The 19,029-nt window shown below is 66.5% G+C and carries 18 protein-coding genes and 1 pseudogene; 10 read left to right on the top strand and 9 right to left on the bottom strand.

Going from position 1 to position 19,029, the window contains the following annotated elements; genetic code table 11:
• Positions 1–54 precede the first annotated feature (54 nt).
• On the top strand, positions 55–1,203 hold the full coding sequence (locus tag BST12_RS19590) for a TDT family transporter (protein WP_083114794.1): 1,149 nt from the start codon (positions 55–57) through the stop codon (positions 1,201–1,203).
• Here the strand turns inward: BST12_RS19590 and BST12_RS19585 are convergent, their stop codons facing one another.
• The 4 genes and pseudogenes from BST12_RS19585 to BST12_RS19575 form a co-directional block, all read right to left on the bottom strand.
• The gene (locus BST12_RS19585; RefSeq protein ID WP_083114793.1) at positions 1,204–2,616 is read right to left on the bottom strand and encodes a guanine deaminase; all 1,413 of its coding nucleotides are present in this window, start codon (positions 2,614–2,616) and stop codon (positions 1,204–1,206) included.
• A complete protein-coding gene (locus BST12_RS19580; RefSeq protein ID WP_139801785.1) occupies positions 2,609–3,853 on the bottom strand; it encodes a multidrug effflux MFS transporter in 1,245 nt (414 codons plus the stop codon). Before BST12_RS19580 ends, BST12_RS19585 begins: the two co-directional genes overlap by 8 nt.
• Before the next feature lie 324 nt (positions 3,854–4,177).
• Positions 4,178–4,731: pseudogene (locus BST12_RS34925) on the bottom strand (IS1 family transposase); the annotation flags it as partial.
• A 145-nt stretch (positions 4,732–4,876) separates the two neighbouring features.
• Positions 4,877–5,062, bottom strand: coding sequence for a hypothetical protein (locus BST12_RS19575; protein WP_211281311.1), 186 nt, complete (start codon positions 5,060–5,062; stop codon positions 4,877–4,879).
• Positions 5,063–5,288: 226 nt separating this feature from the next.
• Here BST12_RS19575 and BST12_RS19570 point away from each other — a divergent pair, with 226 nt between their 5' ends.
• Together BST12_RS19570 and BST12_RS19565 are read left to right on the top strand one after the other, a co-directional pair.
• A complete protein-coding gene (locus BST12_RS19570) occupies positions 5,289–6,212 on the top strand; it encodes a DUF3800 domain-containing protein (protein ID WP_083114791.1) in 924 nt (307 codons plus the stop codon).
• Positions 6,213–6,305: 93 nt separating this feature from the next.
• On the top strand, positions 6,306–6,995 hold the full coding sequence (locus BST12_RS19565; RefSeq protein WP_083114790.1) for a GAP family protein: 690 nt from the start codon (positions 6,306–6,308) through the stop codon (positions 6,993–6,995).
• A gap of 103 nt (positions 6,996–7,098) precedes the next feature.
• Here BST12_RS19565 and BST12_RS19560 read toward each other — a convergent pair whose 3' ends face one another.
• Positions 7,099–10,158 carry a patatin-like protein gene (locus BST12_RS19560; RefSeq protein ID WP_083114789.1) on the bottom strand — a complete coding sequence of 1,020 codons (3,060 nt, stop codon included), beginning with the start codon at positions 10,156–10,158 and terminating at the stop codon, positions 7,099–7,101.
• 182 nt (positions 10,159–10,340) lie between these two features.
• Here BST12_RS19560 and BST12_RS19555 point away from each other — a divergent pair, with 182 nt between their 5' ends.
• The 3 genes from BST12_RS19555 to BST12_RS19550 all read left to right on the top strand — a co-directional run bounded on the left by BST12_RS19555 (position 10,341) and on the right by BST12_RS19550 (position 13,650).
• A complete protein-coding gene (locus tag BST12_RS19555; protein ID WP_083114788.1) occupies positions 10,341–12,368 on the top strand; it encodes a serine/threonine-protein kinase in 2,028 nt (675 codons plus the stop codon).
• Positions 12,369–12,590: 222 nt separating this feature from the next.
• Positions 12,591–12,752 (top strand): hypothetical protein, encoded by a 162-nt coding sequence (locus tag BST12_RS32105; RefSeq protein ID WP_170062159.1) that lies wholly within the window; start codon positions 12,591–12,593, stop codon positions 12,750–12,752.
• A gap of 34 nt (positions 12,753–12,786) precedes the next feature.
• Complete coding sequence (locus tag BST12_RS19550; RefSeq protein WP_211281310.1) at positions 12,787–13,650, top strand: alpha/beta fold hydrolase; 864 nt, start codon at positions 12,787–12,789, stop codon at positions 13,648–13,650.
• Here BST12_RS19550 and BST12_RS19545 read toward each other — a convergent pair.
• Both BST12_RS19545 and BST12_RS19540 read right to left on the bottom strand, forming a co-directional pair.
• Positions 13,647–13,910 (bottom strand): hypothetical protein, encoded by a 264-nt coding sequence (locus BST12_RS19545; protein ID WP_083114787.1) that lies wholly within the window; start codon positions 13,908–13,910, stop codon positions 13,647–13,649. The genes BST12_RS19550 and BST12_RS19545 overlap by 4 nt on opposite strands.
• Before the next feature lie 39 nt (positions 13,911–13,949).
• A complete protein-coding gene (locus BST12_RS19540; RefSeq protein ID WP_083114786.1) occupies positions 13,950–14,336 on the bottom strand; it encodes a hypothetical protein in 387 nt (128 codons plus the stop codon).
• Between the two features lie 197 nt (positions 14,337–14,533).
• On the opposite strand from BST12_RS19540, the gene BST12_RS19535 reads away from it, so the two are divergent.
• The 3 genes from BST12_RS19535 (at position 14,534) to uppS (ending at position 17,386) form a co-directional block, all read left to right on the top strand.
• Positions 14,534–14,968, top strand: coding sequence for a hypothetical protein (locus BST12_RS19535; RefSeq protein ID WP_245847228.1), 435 nt, complete (start codon positions 14,534–14,536; stop codon positions 14,966–14,968).
• Positions 14,969–15,081: 113 nt separating this feature from the next.
• Positions 15,082–16,653: a DHA2 family efflux MFS transporter permease subunit gene (locus BST12_RS19530; protein WP_083114820.1), complete on the top strand. Its 1,572-nt coding sequence runs from the start codon at positions 15,082–15,084 to the stop codon at positions 16,651–16,653.
• Between the two features lie 7 nt (positions 16,654–16,660).
• Positions 16,661–17,386, top strand: a complete 726-nt coding sequence (gene uppS, locus BST12_RS19525) for a polyprenyl diphosphate synthase (RefSeq protein ID WP_083114784.1) — start codon at positions 16,661–16,663, stop codon at positions 17,384–17,386.
• A 25-nt stretch (positions 17,387–17,411) separates the two neighbouring features.
• On the opposite strand, the gene BST12_RS19520 is transcribed toward uppS, so the two are convergent.
• Together BST12_RS19520 and BST12_RS19515 are read right to left on the bottom strand one after the other, a co-directional pair.
• A complete protein-coding gene (locus BST12_RS19520) occupies positions 17,412–17,795 on the bottom strand; it encodes a hypothetical protein (RefSeq protein WP_245850442.1) in 384 nt (127 codons plus the stop codon).
• Positions 17,796–17,830: 35 nt separating this feature from the next.
• Entirely contained in the window at positions 17,831–18,139 is a 309-nt protein-coding gene (locus BST12_RS19515) for a hypothetical protein (RefSeq protein WP_083114783.1), read from the bottom strand.
• A 152-nt stretch (positions 18,140–18,291) separates the two neighbouring features.
• Between BST12_RS19515 and BST12_RS19510 the strand changes: the two genes are divergently transcribed.
• Positions 18,292–19,029: PE family protein (locus BST12_RS19510; RefSeq protein ID WP_139801784.1), on the top strand; the 738-nt coding region annotated here is incomplete at its 3' end.

Here is a 19,029-nt window from a genome sequence, read left to right as displayed (position 1 = left end):
ATGCAACACGGATGGCAGTGTAGGCGACCGGACCGGCAGTAGGGTCTGTCAACTATGGCCACCGCAAGCACCGACGGCGCCGCCCCGCACACGCGCGTCGAGGTTCTGGGCAACATCGGTCCCAACTGGTTCGCCTCGGTGATGGGTACCGGGATCGTGGCCACCGCAGGTGCCGCCCTGCCCGTCCACGTGCCGGGGCTGCGCGGATTCGCCGAAATGGTGTGGGTCATCGCCACCGCCATGCTCGCGGTGCTGATCGTCATGGTCGGCGGGCACTGGCTGCGCCACCCCACCGTGGCGCGCACCCACGCCCGCAATCCGCAGATGGCCCACTTCTACGGCGCCGCCCCCATGGCGCTGATGACGGTCGGCGGGGGAGCGGTGCTGATAGGCCGCGACCTCATCGGTACCCGCTTGGCCGTCGACCTCGATTGGGCGCTGTGGACACTCGGCACGCTCGGCGGCCTGTTCACCGCGGTGAGCATCCCGTTTCTGATGTTCACCCAGTACCAGGTGGAGCCCGATGCGGCCTTCGGCGGCTGGCTGATGCCGGTGGTGCCGCCCATGGTGTCGGCCGCGACGGGTGCGCTGCTGCTGCCGTACATGCCGCCGGGCACCGGGCGCGAGACCATGCTCTACGGCTGTTACGCGATGTTCGGATTGTCGCTGGTGGCCTCTTTCAACATCATCGCGATGATCTGGTCCCGGCTGACGCACTTCGGCACCTCGGGCACCGCGCGGGTGCCCACGCTGTGGATCGTGCTGGGCCCGCTCGGCCAATCGATAACGGCCGCAGGGCTGCTCGGTGCCGCCGCCGCGTACGGGGCGATCGACCCGAAGATCGCCGAAGACATGAATGCGTTTGCCATCCTGTTCGGAGTTCCGGTGTGGGGGTTCGCGGTCTTGTGGATCGCCTTGGCTACCTCGCTGACGGTGCGGACCCTGCGCCGCGGGATGCCGTTTGCGCTCACGTGGTGGAGCCTGACGTTTCCCGTCGGCACCTTCGTCACCGGCACCTCGCAACTGGCCGCGCACACCCATCTGCCGGCCTTCAAGGTGGCCGCGGCCGTCGCCTACCTGGGCCTGTTGTCCACTTGGGTGTTGGTGGCCTTCCGAACCGCGGGAGGAAGCTTGCGCGGCAACCTGATCCGGCAGCAGCCCAGTGCTCAACCGGTCAGGTCAAAAAAGGACGCGGCGCCCTGATCAGTCGCCGATGGATTCCAGCCGGCGGCCATGCACGTAAGTCTCGGCCACCGACGTCTCGCGGATTCCCATCAGCAGCCCGAACAGCGTCTGGTCGCGGGCCATAACCGGGTCGGCCGAGCGCGCGCCGTACGTCAGCGCCGCTTTCAGCGCCGGCGTCCGGCTGGGATCGATGACGACGAAGTCGGCCTCCTTGCCCACGTCGAAATTGCCGAAGCGGTCCTCCATATCCAAAGCCCTTGCGCCGGCCAAGGTTCCGAGGAACAGCATCTCGGCCGGGTGCATGGAGACCCCGGCTTCGCCCGGTTCGGAGATGTGTACCTTGAACGCCGCGCCGATCACCTTGGGAATCAGCCACTCGTCGCCGCCGCCGAAATCCGTTCCGGCAGCGATGTTCACCCCCGATGCCACCGTGCGCAACCAGGGCATGGTGCCCGATCCCAGGAACTGCTGCGAGATCGGGCAGTGCGCGATCGAAGTGCCGGTCTCGGCCATGCGCTGTAGCTCGACGTCCTGGCAGTGCACCGCGTGCGCCAGGATGGTGCGCCGCCCGAGCAGGCTGGATCCGCCGACGGCCGAACGGGGCAGGAACTTGCCGTCGTAGGTGTCCAGGTACGAGTCGACCTGAAACCTCTGTTTGGTTTCGTCCACCTCACCGGTGCCCGGACGATTGTTCTCGTTGAGGTGGCTGTGGAAGTAAACCCCGCGGTGGCGCACCGAATCATAAAGCTCGCCAAGGCTTTTCAGCGTTTGGGTACTCACCGCGAGGGAAAAGCGTGGCACGATCGCCACGTGCAGCCGAGCGGTATTCGCCGCACCGGTGTCCGCGGCGTGCCATCGTTCGATCTCCTCGCGGGTCAGCCGGACGGCATCGTCCTCGGAGGTGATCAGCCGTGCCGCGGCGTCGGGACCGGTGGTCTGGATGCCGCGGCCACTGACCATCCGCAGTCCGCGGCGCTGCGTCTCGGTGAACAAGGCGTCTTGCGCGTGCGGGAAGGCGGAGCCGAAGACCATGGCCGCGGTGGTCCCCACCGCGATGCGCCGATCGCAGAAGGTGACGGCTGCCTGCCGGGCGAAATCGGGGTCGGCGAAGCGGGCTTCGGACGGATACACGCACTGGGTCAGCCACTCCAGCAGCTGGCCGCCGCCGTAGGAGTCGCCGGCATAGATCTGGGGGAAATGCACGTGGGTGTCCACGAAGCCGGGGAGCAGAAAGCCCGGCCGGTGGTCGGAGGTGGGTGCGGATTGATACCGGGCCGGAATCTCCGCACGTTCGCCGCAGAACTCGACGCGGCCGTCGTCGCCAATGACCAACGCGCCGTCGGGAATTGACACCAGAGCGTCGGCGGCGCCGGTGACCAGGGGGGCGCCGGCGATATGGAATACGTGGCCCAGGTGAATGTGACTAGCCATTCGATTCCCCTTCCAATGATTGTTGCCGGCTCTGTTGGTGCCTGGCCGTGGCCCAGGCGAGCAGCGCGAATGAAATCACGCCGCAACCCAAATACAGCCATCCCATCGGGGCCGGCGAGTACTCGGGCAGGGCGCCGACGACCAACATTCCGACGGTGATGATCAGGTAGCTGCCGGCGCTGACCAGGCCGCCGATCAACCCGAGGTTGCGGGTGAACAGACCGATGGCTTCGCCGTACATCTGCGGGCAGAGCTCGCCGCAACCCAACAGCGCAAGGCACGCGCCGACGGTGAGCGCCCAGGCGTTGTTGCCAATCAGCAAACTCGAACCGAGCAGCACCGCGGTGCCGATCCCGTACACCGTCAGCGCGCTCATGGCCAGCCGGCGCGTCGACAGCCGCACGGCCAGGATGCCGCAGGCCAGCTCGCCGCACAGGTTGGCCGCACCGACGATCAGCGCCATCATCCCGTAGGCCGCGGGGGAGAACCCGAGGTTTTCCTGATAGAGAAACGGACCGGCCACACCGAAGGCCAGCTGTGCGGCGGCGATCAGGCCGAACACCAGCACGAAGCTGACGAACACCGGGTGCCGCAGCGCGTCGGCCGTCACCCGGCCGGTCGCGGCGATATTGATCGGTGAACGGTGTTCGCGCGCAAGCGTTTCGGGTAGGGCCAGCGCGACCAGCACCGCGGCCAGCAACGCGAGCACGGCGATGCCGACGAACACCAGCCGCCAGGAGAGGTACTGGACCAGCACGCCCCCGGCTGCGGGCGCCAGCACCGGCGCCAGCCCCCACGCGGTGCCCAGCAGGCCGGACACCGACGTCAGCCGGCTGCCGCGAAAGCAGTCCGCGGCGATCGCGAAAGAAACCACCATGCACGCGCACGCCGCCGCGCCCTGGACAAAGCGCGCGCCCAGCAGCAGCGGCACGCTGGTGGTCAGCGCGCACACCAGGCTCATCGCGATGACGATGCCCAGGCAACTCAGCAATACCGGCTTGCGGCCGCGGGCGTCGGAGATGATTCCCACGGGCAAGAACGCCAGGCTCATGCCCAGGACGTAGGCCGTGACCGTGTTCTGCATGGCAGCCGATGAGGCGCGCAGGTCGAGGGCCATCTGCGGCAACGCCGGTGTATAGAGGTCGAGCGGAATCTGGCTCAGCGGCACCACAAACAGCAAGATCGCAATCAGCTGCCGCGGCGCCGCGAACGTTTCGTTCTCGAGAGGTTCCGCCACAGAGCCGGATCATTGCACGCCGGACCGACCGCGATCTACTTTTGCGTCAATATGGCTGTGGGTCAGTTTGAAAGGTCAGCTTGAATCGGGGAGGCCGACCGCGCGGCGCGTTAAGTGCCGAGGCTGCGGCGGGTGATGCGGCGTTTCTTGCCGAGCTTGCGTAGCACTGCGGTGGGTTCTGTCGCGGCGCGACCGGCACCTCGCCGTTTGTGTGGTTTGCACATTGCGCAGCCGCGCCAAGAACGCGACGGATGGTGAGCTGACATGCTGGCTACCTATCGGGAAGTCCGCCACAGGCGAAGTCGAATAGACTAACGCGCCCCAGTCGAGTAGCGCGGCGATGTCATGGGCGGTCCAAAGGCGATTTTCGATTCCAGCTGCCATCGCGGGCGTAACCTTATGCCCTCCCGCGTCTTTGGTGAGTGTGGCGTGGGGTCGAGCGAAGTTGTAGTTCATGTAGTGCGGCGACACGGCGTGCGCCAGATTCTCCACCTTTTTGCTGAACCCGGTTTTGGCGCTCCACGTATGACGTACTGGCCTTATCCATATTGGGCTCGCCGTTGATCTTCCGAATCTCGATTCCGGTGCAGACGGCGGGCGACGCTCGTTGTCGGCACCGCCGGGCGCGTCGTAGAGCTTGTGCAGCACCGCGTAGTCGATGTCGCCAGCGAAAGCCGTTTCTACCGCATTCACGTAGAGACGCAGCCCGTCCGTTGTGAGCTGGACCCGGTTGTCGAGTCGAGATGCCAATCGCGCATGAAGACTTCGGCGTCGAGAGCAGTGCGCACACCAACCAACCAGCTCGGCACAAGCTTGGTGTCGACGCACAGCGCCGTCCAGGTCCACACGTCGCCGTAACCGAACTCGCCGCGATGCTGAACGGCAGCTTCACCCCGACCACGCGAAAGCGCGTAGGTAGGTCAGATCAGCCGGGCCAGCGAGCGTCAGGTTTCGTGAGCGAGCCAACGCGAGTCGCAAACCCGCAGTCTTTGATCGGGCGGCGCTCCGGTATTGGCGGCTGGTTCACGCCTCCGAGTGCCACCGCGCGGCAGCGGCCTTCCTAGCGGCGGCTGATCGCTGCTCGGGCGTCAGCTTCTCAGCGCGGGCTTTACCGCCTTTGAGGCCACCCTTCCGGCCCAGGGCTACCAGAGCGGGATCTTTTCCGTCGTCGGGCTCTGGCTCTGGCGTCTCGTCGGTAGCTTGGTTCACGATGGCTGCGGCGAGCGCGTTCGAGTCCCGTGGACGCTTGCGTGACCGCTCAGGCATAAACCCATCCGCTCACAGCGCTGTACACCCTGGAATGTCCACTTGTCGCCCCGGGTATACGTAGCTATGCTTCGGTGTCAGTAGCTAGGGATGGAATAGTTCCCCGAGCGCTAATCCGGGAAGCCCACGTCTTGACGTGGGCTTCTGTGGTTTGGGTCATAATCTCTCCGTGCTGCTCGCCTACATCGATGAAGTTGGCGAGACGGGTGCGTTCGTGTCGCGGGACCATAACCGCTTCAATACCAGCCCCGCCTTCGGCTATGCGGGGTTTATTGTGCCGGCTACCAAGGCGCGAACCTTCGGTCGGATCTTCACCGAACGCAAGCGAGAAATTTTCGCCAAGGAGATCGCCGAAGCCGAACATCCGGGGCGCTGGGAACGCAAGGGCTCGGAGATCTTCAGGCCCAAGTCCTTGGAGCTCTACGACAACCAGGTCCGCGTATTCAATGGGCTTGTCCAGCGTCTGCGTCGCGAGTGCGGAGGGTGGCTGTTTTACTACGCGAACGAGAAGCCGCTGGGGACGCCCAAGCAGACGCGGCTCGATACCGATGAGCGTGAGACGCATGCAATGCGTGAAGCTCTCAACCGGATTGCGCGGCACGCAGATTCCCAGGACGCCAATGTCTTGGTGATGATCGACCAGATCAACGAGAAGACCCGCGCTGAGCGGCTTCCGAGGATGTATAGCCATATTCTTGGCCGCGCAGCTGATTTTCCCGAAATGAAGCGGATCATCGAGCCGCCGATGCATGTCGATAGCCAGCTAAGTTCCAATATCCAGTTCGCCGACTGGGTCGCTGCCTGTGTCACCCGGGCCATCGAGTACCAGCTCATCAGGGACTCGCCCTACCGATGGGTGGCGACGTGCAAGGAGTTGCAGGCTGTGCGTGGCTCCTTCACGAACGAGTCAAAAGTCCACCTCTGGAAGCGTTCGCTGGCAGACCTGAACCATGTGGAGATCTTCCGGGGCGAGCGCCCCTTGCATCCGCGAACGGCTGGTCACCTAATCGGAGACCGCGACCCAGAGATATTTCGCCGAATCAAAGCAGCGGCGGAACGCGCATCCGCCAAGCAAGCCACCAAGTTGAGATAGGCCAGATCCCGACACTCGCGACACGCTGAAACTGACCCACTACCGTCAATATGGCTCACTAGGGGGCGTCTGGCGGCCGCGGCGGCGGTGGCAATGCGAAGATTGCTGCCCGTGACAGGAAATTGGGGCCACGTATTGGCCGCGTTGATTCCGCTCGCTTTGGTGATAGCCGTCTCGCCCTTGACGATCATCCCCGCCGTGCTGGTACTGCATGCACCGCGACCGCGGCCGACGGCCCTGGCCTTCCTCGGCGGCTGGGTGCTGGGACTGGCCGCGCTGACGGCGATCTTCGTCGCGGCCTCCGGCCTGCTCGGCGGTCTGCACAAGGGTCCGCCGACGTGGGCTTCCTGGGTGCGGGTGGTGCTCGGTTCGCTGCTGATCGCGTTCGGTGTGTACCGGTGGACGACCCGTCACGGCCACGCCGAATCGCCACGCTGGATGCGGACCTTTTCCACCATCTCTCCGGTGCGGGCGGGGGTGACCGCGGTGGTGCTGTCGGTGCTGCGGCCCGAGGTATCGATCATTTGCGTCGCGGGTGGTCTGGCCATCGGTACCAGCAGCCTGGAGTCCGCCGGAAAGTTGATCTGTGCCGCAATCTTCGTCGTGGTCGCCGCGTCCACGGTCGCCATCCCCGTCCTGGCCTTCGCCAGTGCCGGTGACCGCCTCGACGAGCCGCTGACCCGGCTCAAGGACTGGATGGAGAAAAACCACGCGGCGATGCTGGCAGCCGTGCTGGTGCTGATCGGATTGATGGTGCTCTACAACGGAATTCGCGCTCTGTGAATCATCGGTTTGCTTTTCGCGGTGCCGATCCTGGTCTTGATCCTGCAACCCTCGGCTACGAACTTCTTTCGCGCCCAGCGCATGCCCGCGAACTAGCGCGTTGCTAGCGCCGGCCCGGCTTGGCCACCGCGATCACAGTGATGCCCAGCGCCAGCGCACCCACCACGATCAGCGGGTGCCACCACTGGGAGCCCAGCCAGTACACGTGCGCGCTCACCAGCCCAGGATGTTTCTCGTCGCCGAACAACCACTGCCGTACCACGGGCGTCGCCAGGAAAAATAGCGCTGCCACAAGCGTTGTCGACAGCAGCGCGAACAACAGCCGGCTGGAGATCTGCCACGTCCCCAGGACGACGAGATAGCTCCCCGTCGCCACCATGACCAGGCCCGTCACCCCGAACACGGTCACCGATTGAATCGCGGCCGCGATACCCAGCAACAGCAGCATGGTGCCGGCGATGATGATCGACCGGGCAACGCCTTTGGTCCAGGACACCACCCGATATCCGCCCAGCGTCAATGTTCGCAAGGTGGCCACCGGCGGCTTGAGGACGCTGGGCAGTTGCCGCACCGAGCCGGCCGCACCGGAGGCCGTCGCCGCGGCTTTGGCGACGGTATGTGCCATCAGCGGCGATCCCTTGTCGCTGGCGAAAGTCTCGGCGGCGACCGGATTCTGGTTCAGCAGCGCATATTTGGCCTTGCCCGGATTTGCGGCCAGGACCTTGGCCGCCCAGCTGCGTGACGTCGTCGGGCTCCAGTCCGGCGGCTTTCCCGGCTGCGGGTCGAGCACCGTTTCCGCCAGCCCGTCCAGTTCCTCGTCGAGCACCCGCTGCTGCCACGCCTGCGCCAGCCACATCGACGTACTGGGCAGGCTCGCCGGGGTCGGCGTGGTCGGGCTGTCCAGGAACGCCAGCTCGTCGAGTAGCTGTTGGCGGGCTTCCTCCGATGCCGGAAGATCAAGTGCGGCAAGGCTTTGCAGCTTCTCAAGAAACCATTGCGCATTGCTTTGCGCTGCGTCGGGCGCGGTGCGGGCCTGCGCCATCCAGCGCACCCGTCGCGGATCCAGCAGCACGTGGACCAGCCAGCCGCATCCGTCGAGCCGGCCCCACATCCAGTCGTTGGCCCGCCACGACCGTTTGTAAAACGCGCCGAAATGGTGGAACTGCATCCCGGTGAGCTTCTTTTGCGCGGTCTCCCAATCGGGCGAGAGCAGGCTGCGAGAATCGGCGCTCACCTGCACCAGCTCCACTGATTGTTCGATGTCCGCCTCGGCCGGAAGCATCGACCGCTGAGTGGCGGCCAGATCGAACAGCTTGCCCGCCATGGTCGGTGGATCGTCGTCGGACCCCAGGTAGTCGAGGTAGATATTCAGCGGATCGGTTGCCGGGACGCCGGCGCCAAGCCCGCTCAGCTTCCGGTAGCCGACTACCAGGGCCCCGCCCAGCTTGGCCCAGGCGTCCTCGGGCACCTTCAGCCGCTGCAGATAATCGGCGGCCAGTACGCGGGCGGCATTGGCCAGCGAACCTCGCCGCACCGCCTCGTTGGTGCACGTACTGCGCACCAGCTCAGCGAGACCGACCGGGTCCGGCGGCGGGCAGGCCAGATGGATGGCCTGGGTGAGTTCGGCCAGGGCGGCGACATCGTCTTCAGTGCGCGCCAGCTGGTAGGCCGCTAGGACGACGTTGAGCGCACATCCCTTCGCCAGGTCGTACGCCGGTTGCCCGTACCGGCCGAGGTCGGCCGCGGTCTGCGGCAGTGGCTGTGCAGGTGGCTGCGACCACCGGCTCAGGATCGCCGCGGTGACCTGACGCCGGCACATCTTCTCGGCGCCGCCGATGGAGAGGTCGGGCTGCCAGTTCGCCGGGATGCTTTCGGTTGACGGTCCCGACTCCGGCGGCCACGTGCTGAGCTGACGCAACAGGGCATCGGTGAGGGACTGCCCGTGGCGGGTGGCCTCCCGTGTCGCGTAGTCGGCCAGCAGCTGCTCGGTGAGCAGTCGCACGCCGTCGGGCAGTCGCGCGGCCAGCTCGGCCAGGCGCAACTTGGTGTCGGTTCGCGCTTCCATGCGGTCCTGGTGGATGCGGATCTCGCGCAGATCCGTGGCGATCGACTGGTTGGTGATCGCGGCGAGGTCCTTGAGCAACGCGTCGACCAGCCCCAGCGGCTCGTCGACCCGGTCCGGCGGGACCGCGTCCACCAGCGTCGGCGCCGGCCCCGAAGACGGCACGACGAAGAGCAGCACGCGGCGCACCGCTCGCCGGGCGGGACGGTCGAAGATGCGGCGCAGCAGCACGCCGAGGGGCCGGTTGTTGAGCAGCCCGCCGTCTGCGACCCAGTGCGCGCGGGTGATGTTGGTGAAGGCCTCCATCGGCGGCCGGGCCGGCACCTCGTGCTGCTTGGGGCCGTGTGCGGGGGTGCCCTGGTTGAAGGGCAGAAACGAGGGCTCGAAGGCCAGCGGGAAGGAGGCCGAGCTGCGGGCGGCCAGTGCCAGGGCCGCGGCGGTGCTGGTCTCGGCCAGCTGGTCTTGGGTGAAGGTGAACAGGCCGCGGCGGTCGACGTCTTGCACCAGGGTGCCGAACGAGTCGGTGAACCTGCTGGTTTCGCCGGTGAGCAGGGTGGTGGTGACGTAGAGGGTGGTCGAGGGGGTGCGGGCCTGCGGCGGGAACTTCGTCGGCGGAAACGGCCCGATCTGAAGGTTGGGTATTTGCCTGGCCAGCGCGGCGTACATCTGTTCGTCGCCATACAGCAGGGACGGCGTGTGCTTATCGCGTGGGTCGCGCAGCAGGTCGGTCAACGCGCCGAGGTCGAGCCACAGGTCGCGCAGCCCGCCGAGATCGGCCCCGGCGATGCGTGCGTGGGCCAGCAACGCCGCGTTGATGCCGCCGGCGCTGGTGCCGGACAGGATGTCGACATCGGCGATCGTGTCGAGCAGGTCGAGCAGTTGCGCGTACAGCTTGAGAGAAGCGGTCGACTCCTTGCTGAGCGGGTTGTCCGTTGGAAAGGCGCCACCGGCTCTGCGCCACTGCGACGCCTGGGCCAGCAGGTTGATCTCGCGGGCCACTCCGGCCATCCAGATCGCGAGACTGACGCCGCCGGTCATGGTGGTAGCCAGTCGCAGTTCCTGGGTCAACTCCGTCACCGGTGACGGCTCATCGAATGCCATGCGCACCCCCTCGCCTAGCGAGGACCGCAGATACCGCCGGGTCCCCGGCTTAGATTGCCAGAATGCCGCCCATTTGCGCTGCATCCTGGCGGACCCGGGGACAATCGTGATTTTCTGTCGCCGACCGGCCGCACGGTTCTAATGTGTTTGCTGGTATTACCCGACATTCGCCAGGGGGCGAAGTGCAAGGTACGCCCTTCGGCCGGTACCGGCTGATCGCGTTGCTCGGCCGAGGTGGCATGGGCGAAGTGTGGCGCGCCTACGACACCGAAACCCAGCGGGTGGTCGCCGTGAAGGTATTGCCGGCGAACCTGGCCCACGACCCGGTATTCGAGCAGCGATTTCGCCGGGAGGCGCTGGCGGCGGCGGGCCTGAATGACCCGCACGTGGTACCGATCCACAATTTCGGCGAAATCGACGGCCGCCTCTACGTGGACATGCGGCTGGTCAACGGCAAGGATTTGCAGGCCATCCTGGCCGGCGAGGTGCTGGACCCGGAACGTGCCGTCAAGATCATCGAGCAGGTGGCCTCCGCGCTGCGCGCCGCGCACCGGATCGGCCTGGTGCACCGCGACGTCAAGCCGTCCAACATTCTGGTCGACGAGGACGACTTCGCTTACCTGATCGATTTCGGCATCGCCCGCACCACCGGGGAACCGAGCATGACCGGCACCGGCAACGTGATCGGGACGTGGGCCTACATGGCGCCGGAACGGGTGACCACCGGCCAGACCGATCCGCGCGGCGACACCTACGCCCTGGGATGTGTGCTGCATGAATGTCTGACCGGCAGCCAGCCGTTCCCCGGGGACAGCCTCGAACAACAGATCGGCGGTCATCTCTCGTTGCCGCCGCCGCGGCCCTCGACCATGCGGCGCGGTGTGCCGCGCGAACTCGACGGCGTCATCGCCACGGCCATGGCCAAGAACCCCGATCACCGCTATCCGACCGTCACGCAGATGGCCGTCGCGGCGCGCGAGGCGATCACGGGAACGGCCGCGATCCCGTATCCCCAGCGCCGGCCGCCGCCCATGCAGCCCGACACCCGGCAGGCGTTCCCGCCCACCATGCCGCAGAACTATCAATCGGCGCACAACAGCGGCCCTCGCCCCGCCCCAGGCCCACCGCCGGGCGATCGCCGGCCGAACGCCGCATGGCCGGCCGTCCCGGCCGTCCCGGCCGCCAAGCCCGCCTGGCCCGCGACTCCGCCGTCGGGCCCCGCGACTCCGACCCGCAGGAAACGCAGCCGCACACCCTTCATCCTGGGGGGTGCGGCGGCGGTGCTGACCGTCGTCGGCGTCGTCGTCGCGGTTGTGTTGAGCAACGGCGGCGGTGGCGACCAGCCCGCTCACCCGCCCACCAGCCAGCCCAGCCGGGCCGGGCCGAACTCCGGGCCGTTCACCGGCACCTTCACCGCCGACTTCGGGCCAAAGCTGTCGCTGACGGGCAAGGAAGTGCAAGGCGGCGAACCGCCGGGCCGGGAGACCTGGGTCATCCGGTCGAGCTGTAGCGGAGAAGGCTGTGTGGCCACCGCATCGAGAATGTCGGGCACCTTCATCCACGCGACCAGTCTGATCTTCGACGACGTCCGTGGCCGCTGGACCGGGGTCGCCCTGTCCGGAACCAAGTGCAACGACAAACCCGTGGAGAAGTGGAACTTCATCTGGTTGCAGCCGCGCCCGGACGGCTCGCTGGCCGGCGAATGGATCTCGGATTCGCTCAATTGCTACAGCAAACGCAACGTGACGTTCACCCGAACCGGCGATGCGGACATCGCGAAGCTGGCCAACCCCGCTGACCAGCCGGCTCGGGTGCTGACCCCGGCGCTGTCCCTGCACGGCACGTACCACCTGGTGACCACCTACACCAGCGGCGCGCAGCCGCCCAAGCCGCAGGAAGCCGACTACAGCGTGGAAACCGTGTGCCTGCGCACCGGCGACCGATGCATAAGCCGCTTCGTCAGAACAGACGGCAGCAGCGGTACCCAGCTGCTGGCGTTCGCCGACAACGTGTGGACACGAAACGACGAGTACGACGCATCGTGTCCGGCCGGCGGCACCTCGCACGTCAAGATCAACGGCACCTTCCCGCTGCCCAACCCGGCCCAAGACCCGATCGGGCTGCTCACCGGAACAGGTTTCAAGGACGAATCGGGAAGTGCCTGCGTAGGCGGCAATTACGAGATGAAGTTCAACCGCACCGGCGGCTGAGCCCGTTTGGGTCCTCGGGTCGACCGGGTAGCCAGGACTGAGTCGATCGGAAGGACATCATGTTTGCCACCGCGGTGCCCGAGCGCGGCACCCCCGACGAGTCGCCGGAGCGGCTGACCCCGTCAGAAACACCCGAACGGCTCACGCCGTCCGAACCGCCGGAACGGCTGCTGCCCGCGGAACCACCCGAACGGCTCACACCGACAGAACGGGGGAAGTGCCATGCGCGCTGAAGAAGGAGACGAATCCGTCCAGGACTACGCCGCCGAGGGACAACAGGCGCTGAGCCGGATCAAGAGTTCGCGACGGGGCGGCCTGGGCAGGATCGCCCATCGGTTCGCCCAGCTGTGGAAGGGCGAGCACCGTTCTCGCGACGACGGCTGATCCCGAGAGCTGAACTCGGTTCTAGTATCGGCTGATGACCCCTGAGCTGTTCTCGATCCAGGGATCGGGCGGCGTGCGCATCGTTGCCGACCGGCTCGGGGATCCGACGGCCCGGGCCGTGGTTTTCTTACACGGCGGCGGACAGACCCGCAGGTCATGGGGCCGGGCAGCGGCGGCGGTGGCCGAGCGCGGCTGGCAGGCCGTCACCATCGACCTGCGCGGCCACGGCGAATCCGACTGGTCGGCCGACGGCGATTACCGCGTCGTCAGTTTCGCCCGGGACATTCAGGAAGTGCTCCGCGATCTGCCGCCCAAGCCCGTGCTGGTGGGCGCCTCGTTGGGCGGGTTCACCTCGATGCTGCTGGCCGGGGAACTCGCGCCGGGTATCGCCGGCGCGGTGGTGCTGGTGGACATCGTGCCGAACATGGACCAGTCCGGGGCGAATCGAATCCACGCGTTCATGGCCGACCGAGTCGAATCGGGGTTCAGTTCGCTGGACGAGGTCGCGGACATGATCGCCGAGTACAACCCGCATCGCCCCCGGCCCACCGACCTGGAGGGCTTGACCACCAACCTGCGCCGCCGTGGCGACCGCTGGTATTGGCATTGGGATCCGCAGTTCATCAGCGGCACCGCGGCGCTTCCGCCGATCGAGGTCACCGACCGCGACCGGTTGTACGCGGCGGTCGCGGCGATCCTGCGCGACGGTGTGCCCATGCTGCTGATTCGGGGCCAGATGAGCGACCTCGTGCGGCAGGAAAGCGCGGACGAGTTTCTCGCGCGCTTCCCGCAGGTCGAGTTCGCCGACGTGCGCGGCGCGGGACATATGGTCGCCGGCGACCGTAACGACGTGTTCGCCGCGGCCGTCCAGGACTTCCTGGCCCGCCACGTCGGCTAGCGGCCGGTTGTCCGCCCTAAGAGGTCCTTGATCTCGGCGACCGATGCTTCGATGGCGCGGATCCGTTGGTTGGAATCGTCGGCGGTATCTCTCATGCCGCCGCCGAAACCGCGCAGAACATCGGCGAGCATTTGCTGGGTGCTGCCGAAGGCCTTGATGGCGTCGGCCATCGCCGCCAAGTCGGACTGGGACGCCTCTAACGCCGCGATGCGCGCGCGGAGATTTCGGAGGGTGCCGTCGAGATCATCTGGGGTGGCCACGTCGGAATCGTAGGCGGTTTGGTGCGGATAAGCCCGCGTTCAGTACGCCACGCCGGTTTCGATCAGACTGTTCATTCCGTCGGCGCAGCCCTGCATGAATTCGGGCCGGTCCAGGCCTGGGAAGGCTTGCACCGACGCCGCCTCCTTGGCGCAGATCGTGGGGATCCGGTTGGACACCACGATGTGCTGCAGCGAGAAACCCTCCGCGCGCATGCGGGTGGCCGTCAGCTGGCCGTCGTTGAACGCCTTGGTGAAGCCGAGGTCGTAGGACGGGGTGTTGGGGGCTGCGGTGTCCGCCTGGGCGACGCCGGTTGCCACCAACCCTGCCCCGAGTGCGCAGCCGATTGCCAGCGCCCACGCCAGCTTGGCGGCCGAGCGGCGGCGCGCCGGCCGCGGGTGGTCCTCGGTGGTGAGTGGGTGCGTCATGGCTTCTCCCGGTGTCCAAGGCCCGTTCCTGAATCGGTCATCTGTGCCGAAATAGGGCTGTTGCGTTGTATCGTAAGCCAACTGTTTCACAAATGGAACAGTTGGGCATAAATTAACTCGAAAGGACTGGATGTGAGTTGAAGATCCGAAGGTGGAGTCGTTTGACTGGTTTTCGGTCACCTACTACCGTTTGTGGGATGCCGAGACTGACGAGGTCCGGGAAGGACCTCGGTCGCGTGTTGGAGTGGCTGCTGAATCGCGACATTCCAGATGGCGAGATCGCCACCGCGCTCAACCTGCCGAAGGCCACCTACTCCCGGCGCAAGGACGCCGAGGATTTCCCCAGCTATGCCGAACTGATAGCGATCGGGGAGAAGTTCGGGCTGTCTGCCCGCGTGTTGCAGATCGCCTTCGGCTGGCGCGGTGACGACGAGTTGGTACTGCTCGACCTAGAGGAGATGCGGCAGTACATGGACCAGGCCGGCGTTTCGATGTTCGCCAACGAGCGGGTTCGGCAGTACATCGAATCCCGCAAGGACGGCGACTATCCGGTGGCGAACGCAATCCTCAAGATGGCCGGGGTCGACCCACGGTTCAAGTCGGTCGACGACCCGCCGGCCCAGACCGGCTAGCTGTACCCCGCCTGGCGGGTTAGCGCCGGCCAACTGAGTTCGGCAATTGAGGACCCTCATGTTGTCTGCTTTTGCCGAAAATCGGGATGGCATCTGGTATCGCTTTTCAGGTGATGAGCGGGCCGGAACCGATTGGAACAACCGCGCAGGCGCGGTTTCGTCCCGAAATCGCCCTTGCCGTCATGTGTCTGGGCAACTTCGTCGCCAGCATTGATCTGACGATCGTCACCGTTGCGCTGCCCACGTTGTCGCGCAATTTGAATGCCGACAACGGCGAGTTGCAATGGATCGTCGATGCATATGCCTTAACCACCGCCGGGCTGCTGCTTTCGGCGGGCAACCTCGGCGACCGGTACGGCAGGCGCGGCTGGCTCACGATTGGCCTGGCCATCTTCGCCGCGACGTCGGCCGTCGCCGCGACCGCCACATCGCCGGGAACCCTCATCGCGGCGCGGGCAGCGATGGGACTCGGCGCGGCGATCATCTATCCGACGACGCTGGCCCTGATCACCAACATTTACCCCGGTCCGGCGCAGCGCGCGAAGGCAATTGGGGTGTGGTCGGCGATGACGGGCCTCGGGGTCATTGCCGGCCCCATCACCGGCGGCTGGCTGCTCGGCCATTTTTCGCTGGGATCGATTTTCTGGGTCAACGTCCCCATCGCCGGGCTGGCCCTCGTCGGGGCGGTGCTATTCGTGCCCACCTCGAAAGACCCCGAGCGGGTGCCGATCGACTTCGCCGGACTGGCATTGTCCGCGATTGGCATCACGCTACTGACTTACACGATTATCGAAGCACCCAAAATCGGCTGGAGCGGCGCCCGAACCTGCGCGGGATTCATTGCCGCAGCCATCTTGCTCGGGGTGTTTATCTGGCGGGAACTGCGTACCGCGCACCCGATGCTCGATCTGTCGATATTTGCCGATCGACGGTTCACCGGCGGCACCATCGCAATCGCGGCGGCCGCTCTGGCAATGTGCGGATTCGTTTTCGTCGCGACTCAATATCTGCAATTCGTCACCGCATACACGCCGCTGCAAACGGGTGTGCGCCTATTGCCGTTAGCGTTTTCGGTTGCCGCGGCCAGCGTGCTAGCCCCGCGATTCGCCGAGCGGTTCGGTGCGACGTCCGTCGTGACCGGCGGACTGGCGGGCCTCGCCGTAGCCATCGCGTGGTCGGGCTACTTCGACAGCGCCACTTCGTACTGGGCGATCGGAGCGGCAATGACCCTGCTGGGCGCCGGCCTCGGGCTCACACTGGCCGCCGCGACCGATGCGATCATGGGCTCGTTGCGACAGGCCACCTTGGGCGTCGGCGCGGCGGTGACCGGCGCGACCCGCCAATTGGGGGGAGCCTTCGGCGTCGCGATCGTCGGCAGCGTTTTCGCGTCCGTCTACACCCACAGCCTGGACGGCAGCAGCGCGGTCCTGGACACGATGCCCCGCACCCACGATTCGATGCGTGAGTCCATGGCCCAAGCCCAGCACGTGCTCGCCCAACTGCCCGCAGCGCAGGCCCAGAGCATTCACCAAGCCGTCGAAGCCGCCTTCCTCGACGGGGTCCGGGTGAGCTGCCTGGCATGCGCGGGCATCGCAGTCGCCGCCGCAATCGCCGTCGCCGTCGTGTTGCCGTCGCGCGGCAGCACCAGAACCCAGGACCCAGCAATCCGAATTTCGACCCGATGAGGACACCATGGACGATCTGACCCAGGGACTGCCTGGCCTCGAGCCCGACCGCTTGCCGCGCAACGTCGTCATCATGACCGACGGCCACTCACGCTGGGCCCGGGCGCGGGGGCTGTCGCTGGAGGAGGGCCATGTTGCCGGTGCCGCACTGGTGATCCCGCTTGCCCGCGATGCCTGCGGGCTGGGTATCGAACAGCTGGGGTTGTATTGCTTTTCGACGGAGAACTGGACACGTTCTGCCGGCGAACTCGACAGCATCATGCGGGTGTTCGCGCACTACTTGGTTCGCGCCGCCGAAGAGCTGGAGCCGCACGGCATCCGGCTCCGGATAGTCGGGTCGCGTGACGGTCTGCCGCAAGCGGTGCTCGACGCGGTGGACCGGGCCGAGGCGCTGACCGCGCACAACTCCCGAATGATCCTGTTCGTCGGGTTCAACTACGGTGGCCGGCAGGAGTTGCTCGACGCTGCACAGCGCTACAACGGTGGCGGCGAGGAAGCATTTCGGCAGCTGCTCTACGCGCCCGAGATGCGCGACCCCGACCTCGTCATCCGTACCGGTGGTGAGCGTCGGCTGTCCAACTGCTTTCTGTGGCAATCGTCGTACTCAGAACTGCTGTTCCTCGACGACTTGTGGCCCGACTTCAACCGTCAGACCCTCGAGCTGGCGCTCGCGGATTACGCGCGGCGCGAGCGCAGGCTGGGCGGCCGCGCCCCCGATTCGGTGCTGCTGTAACTAGACACCCACGCCGCGGCGCACATCACTGATCGGTCTGCGGACGTAGGTCGGCTTCGGCCTCAATCATCTTCAGCTTCGCCAAAGTGCGATCGACTTCGGCCGCTTCCCGATGCCATGCCGCCGACTTCTCGTGCTCCGCCGTGTGCGAGACGCCCTGGGCGACCGCCTCATCTTGGGTGCGTGCGACCTTTTCGTGCATCCGCGCCGACTCATTGAAGCTGCGCGCGGCCAAAAGCCCAGCATGCGCGGCGCGCTGTCGGGCCAAATCGGCGCGGTGTTCGGCGAGTTCGACGTCGTCGGCGGTAATGGGCTCCCCGGTCGCAAGTTCGCTGTGTCGCTCACGCAACTCCGCAGCGCGCTCGGCCGCCATCTCGCCCCGCAGGGATACCTCGTGTTCGCTCGCCATGGCCTTCCGGATACCCCCTTTTTTCGCGGAAACCCCTAGCAGGGCCGCGGGAGGAAGAGTGTCCAGCAGACCGTCGGCGGCGGGGGCGGGGGAGCGTCGGCCAGAATGCCCGGGCTCACATTGCCCTGCCCCGCCGGAACTATGTAGTAGGTGTGGCACACATTCCAGTCCCAATCCGGCGGGCTGGTCACGAACGCGCCACCGGGCTCACCGCGCGGGTCGTCCCCCGGGCACCACTGACGCGGGCCACCCGCATGCGCGATACCCGCGCCAACCGCCAAACCGGCCAGGCTCAAACCGGCCGACACCACCGCCGTCGCCGCCAAACGCGAAATCCGGTTCATAGTTTTTCCCTTCAGGTGGCGCCCTGTTGACATTGCAATCAGTGAAGGCCGCGGCGACTGCTACCGATCTCAAAATCGTCGGTTGATTTCCGCTCTTTTTGCGGCCTCGGACGCCATGATTGCTAGGACTCGAGAACACGGGGAGTAGGGCGATGTCACTAGTGCTGGTGACGCCGGATCTGTTGGAGACGGCAGCGGCGAATGCGGCGCAGATCGGTTCGGCGGTGCGGGCCGGCAATCTGGCAGCCGTCATCCCGACGACTGAGCTGGCAGCAGCGGCCGGCGACGAGGTTTCGGCGGCCATCGCGGCGCTGTTCGGCGGGCATGCTGCGGAGTACCAGGCGGCGGCGGCGCAGGCGGCGACCTATCACGAGCAATTCGTACGCAATCTGGGTGCGGCGGCGGCGTCGTATGCCGGTGCCGAGGCGACCATCGCTGCTGGCCTGGGGTCGGCCGTTGCCGACGGGTTCCAGACGGCGGTCTACGGCCCGATTCACGCGGCCGGCCAAGCATGGATCGGCAGCCCGTTCGGCCAGGCGCTCGACCCGATCATCAATGCGCCCACCGGTTTCGTGTTCCACCGGGCACTGATCGGCAACGGTGTTGCGGGAACGGCGGCCAGCCCCAATGGCGGTGCCGGCGGAATCCTGTTCGGCGACGGTGGAGCCGGCTACAGCCCTACCGGCGGCGGCGCGGTGGCCGGCGGTAGCGGCGGAAACGCCGGGCTGATAGGCAATGGCGGTGCCGGTGGTGCCGGCTTCGGCGGCGGTACCGGTGGCATGGGCGGCACCGGCGGCTGGCTGATGGGCAACGGCGGCATCGGGGGCATCGGCGGTACCGGAGGCACCGGGGGACAGGCGTTGTTCCTGGGCAATGGCGGTGCCGGTGGG

It is taken from the genome of Mycobacterium angelicum (assembly GCF_002086155.1).
Classification (GTDB): domain Bacteria; phylum Actinomycetota; class Actinomycetes; order Mycobacteriales; family Mycobacteriaceae; genus Mycobacterium; species Mycobacterium angelicum.
The sequence above is the reverse complement of the archived record's forward strand: the minus strand, read 5'-3'. Positions and strand labels throughout refer to the sequence as shown.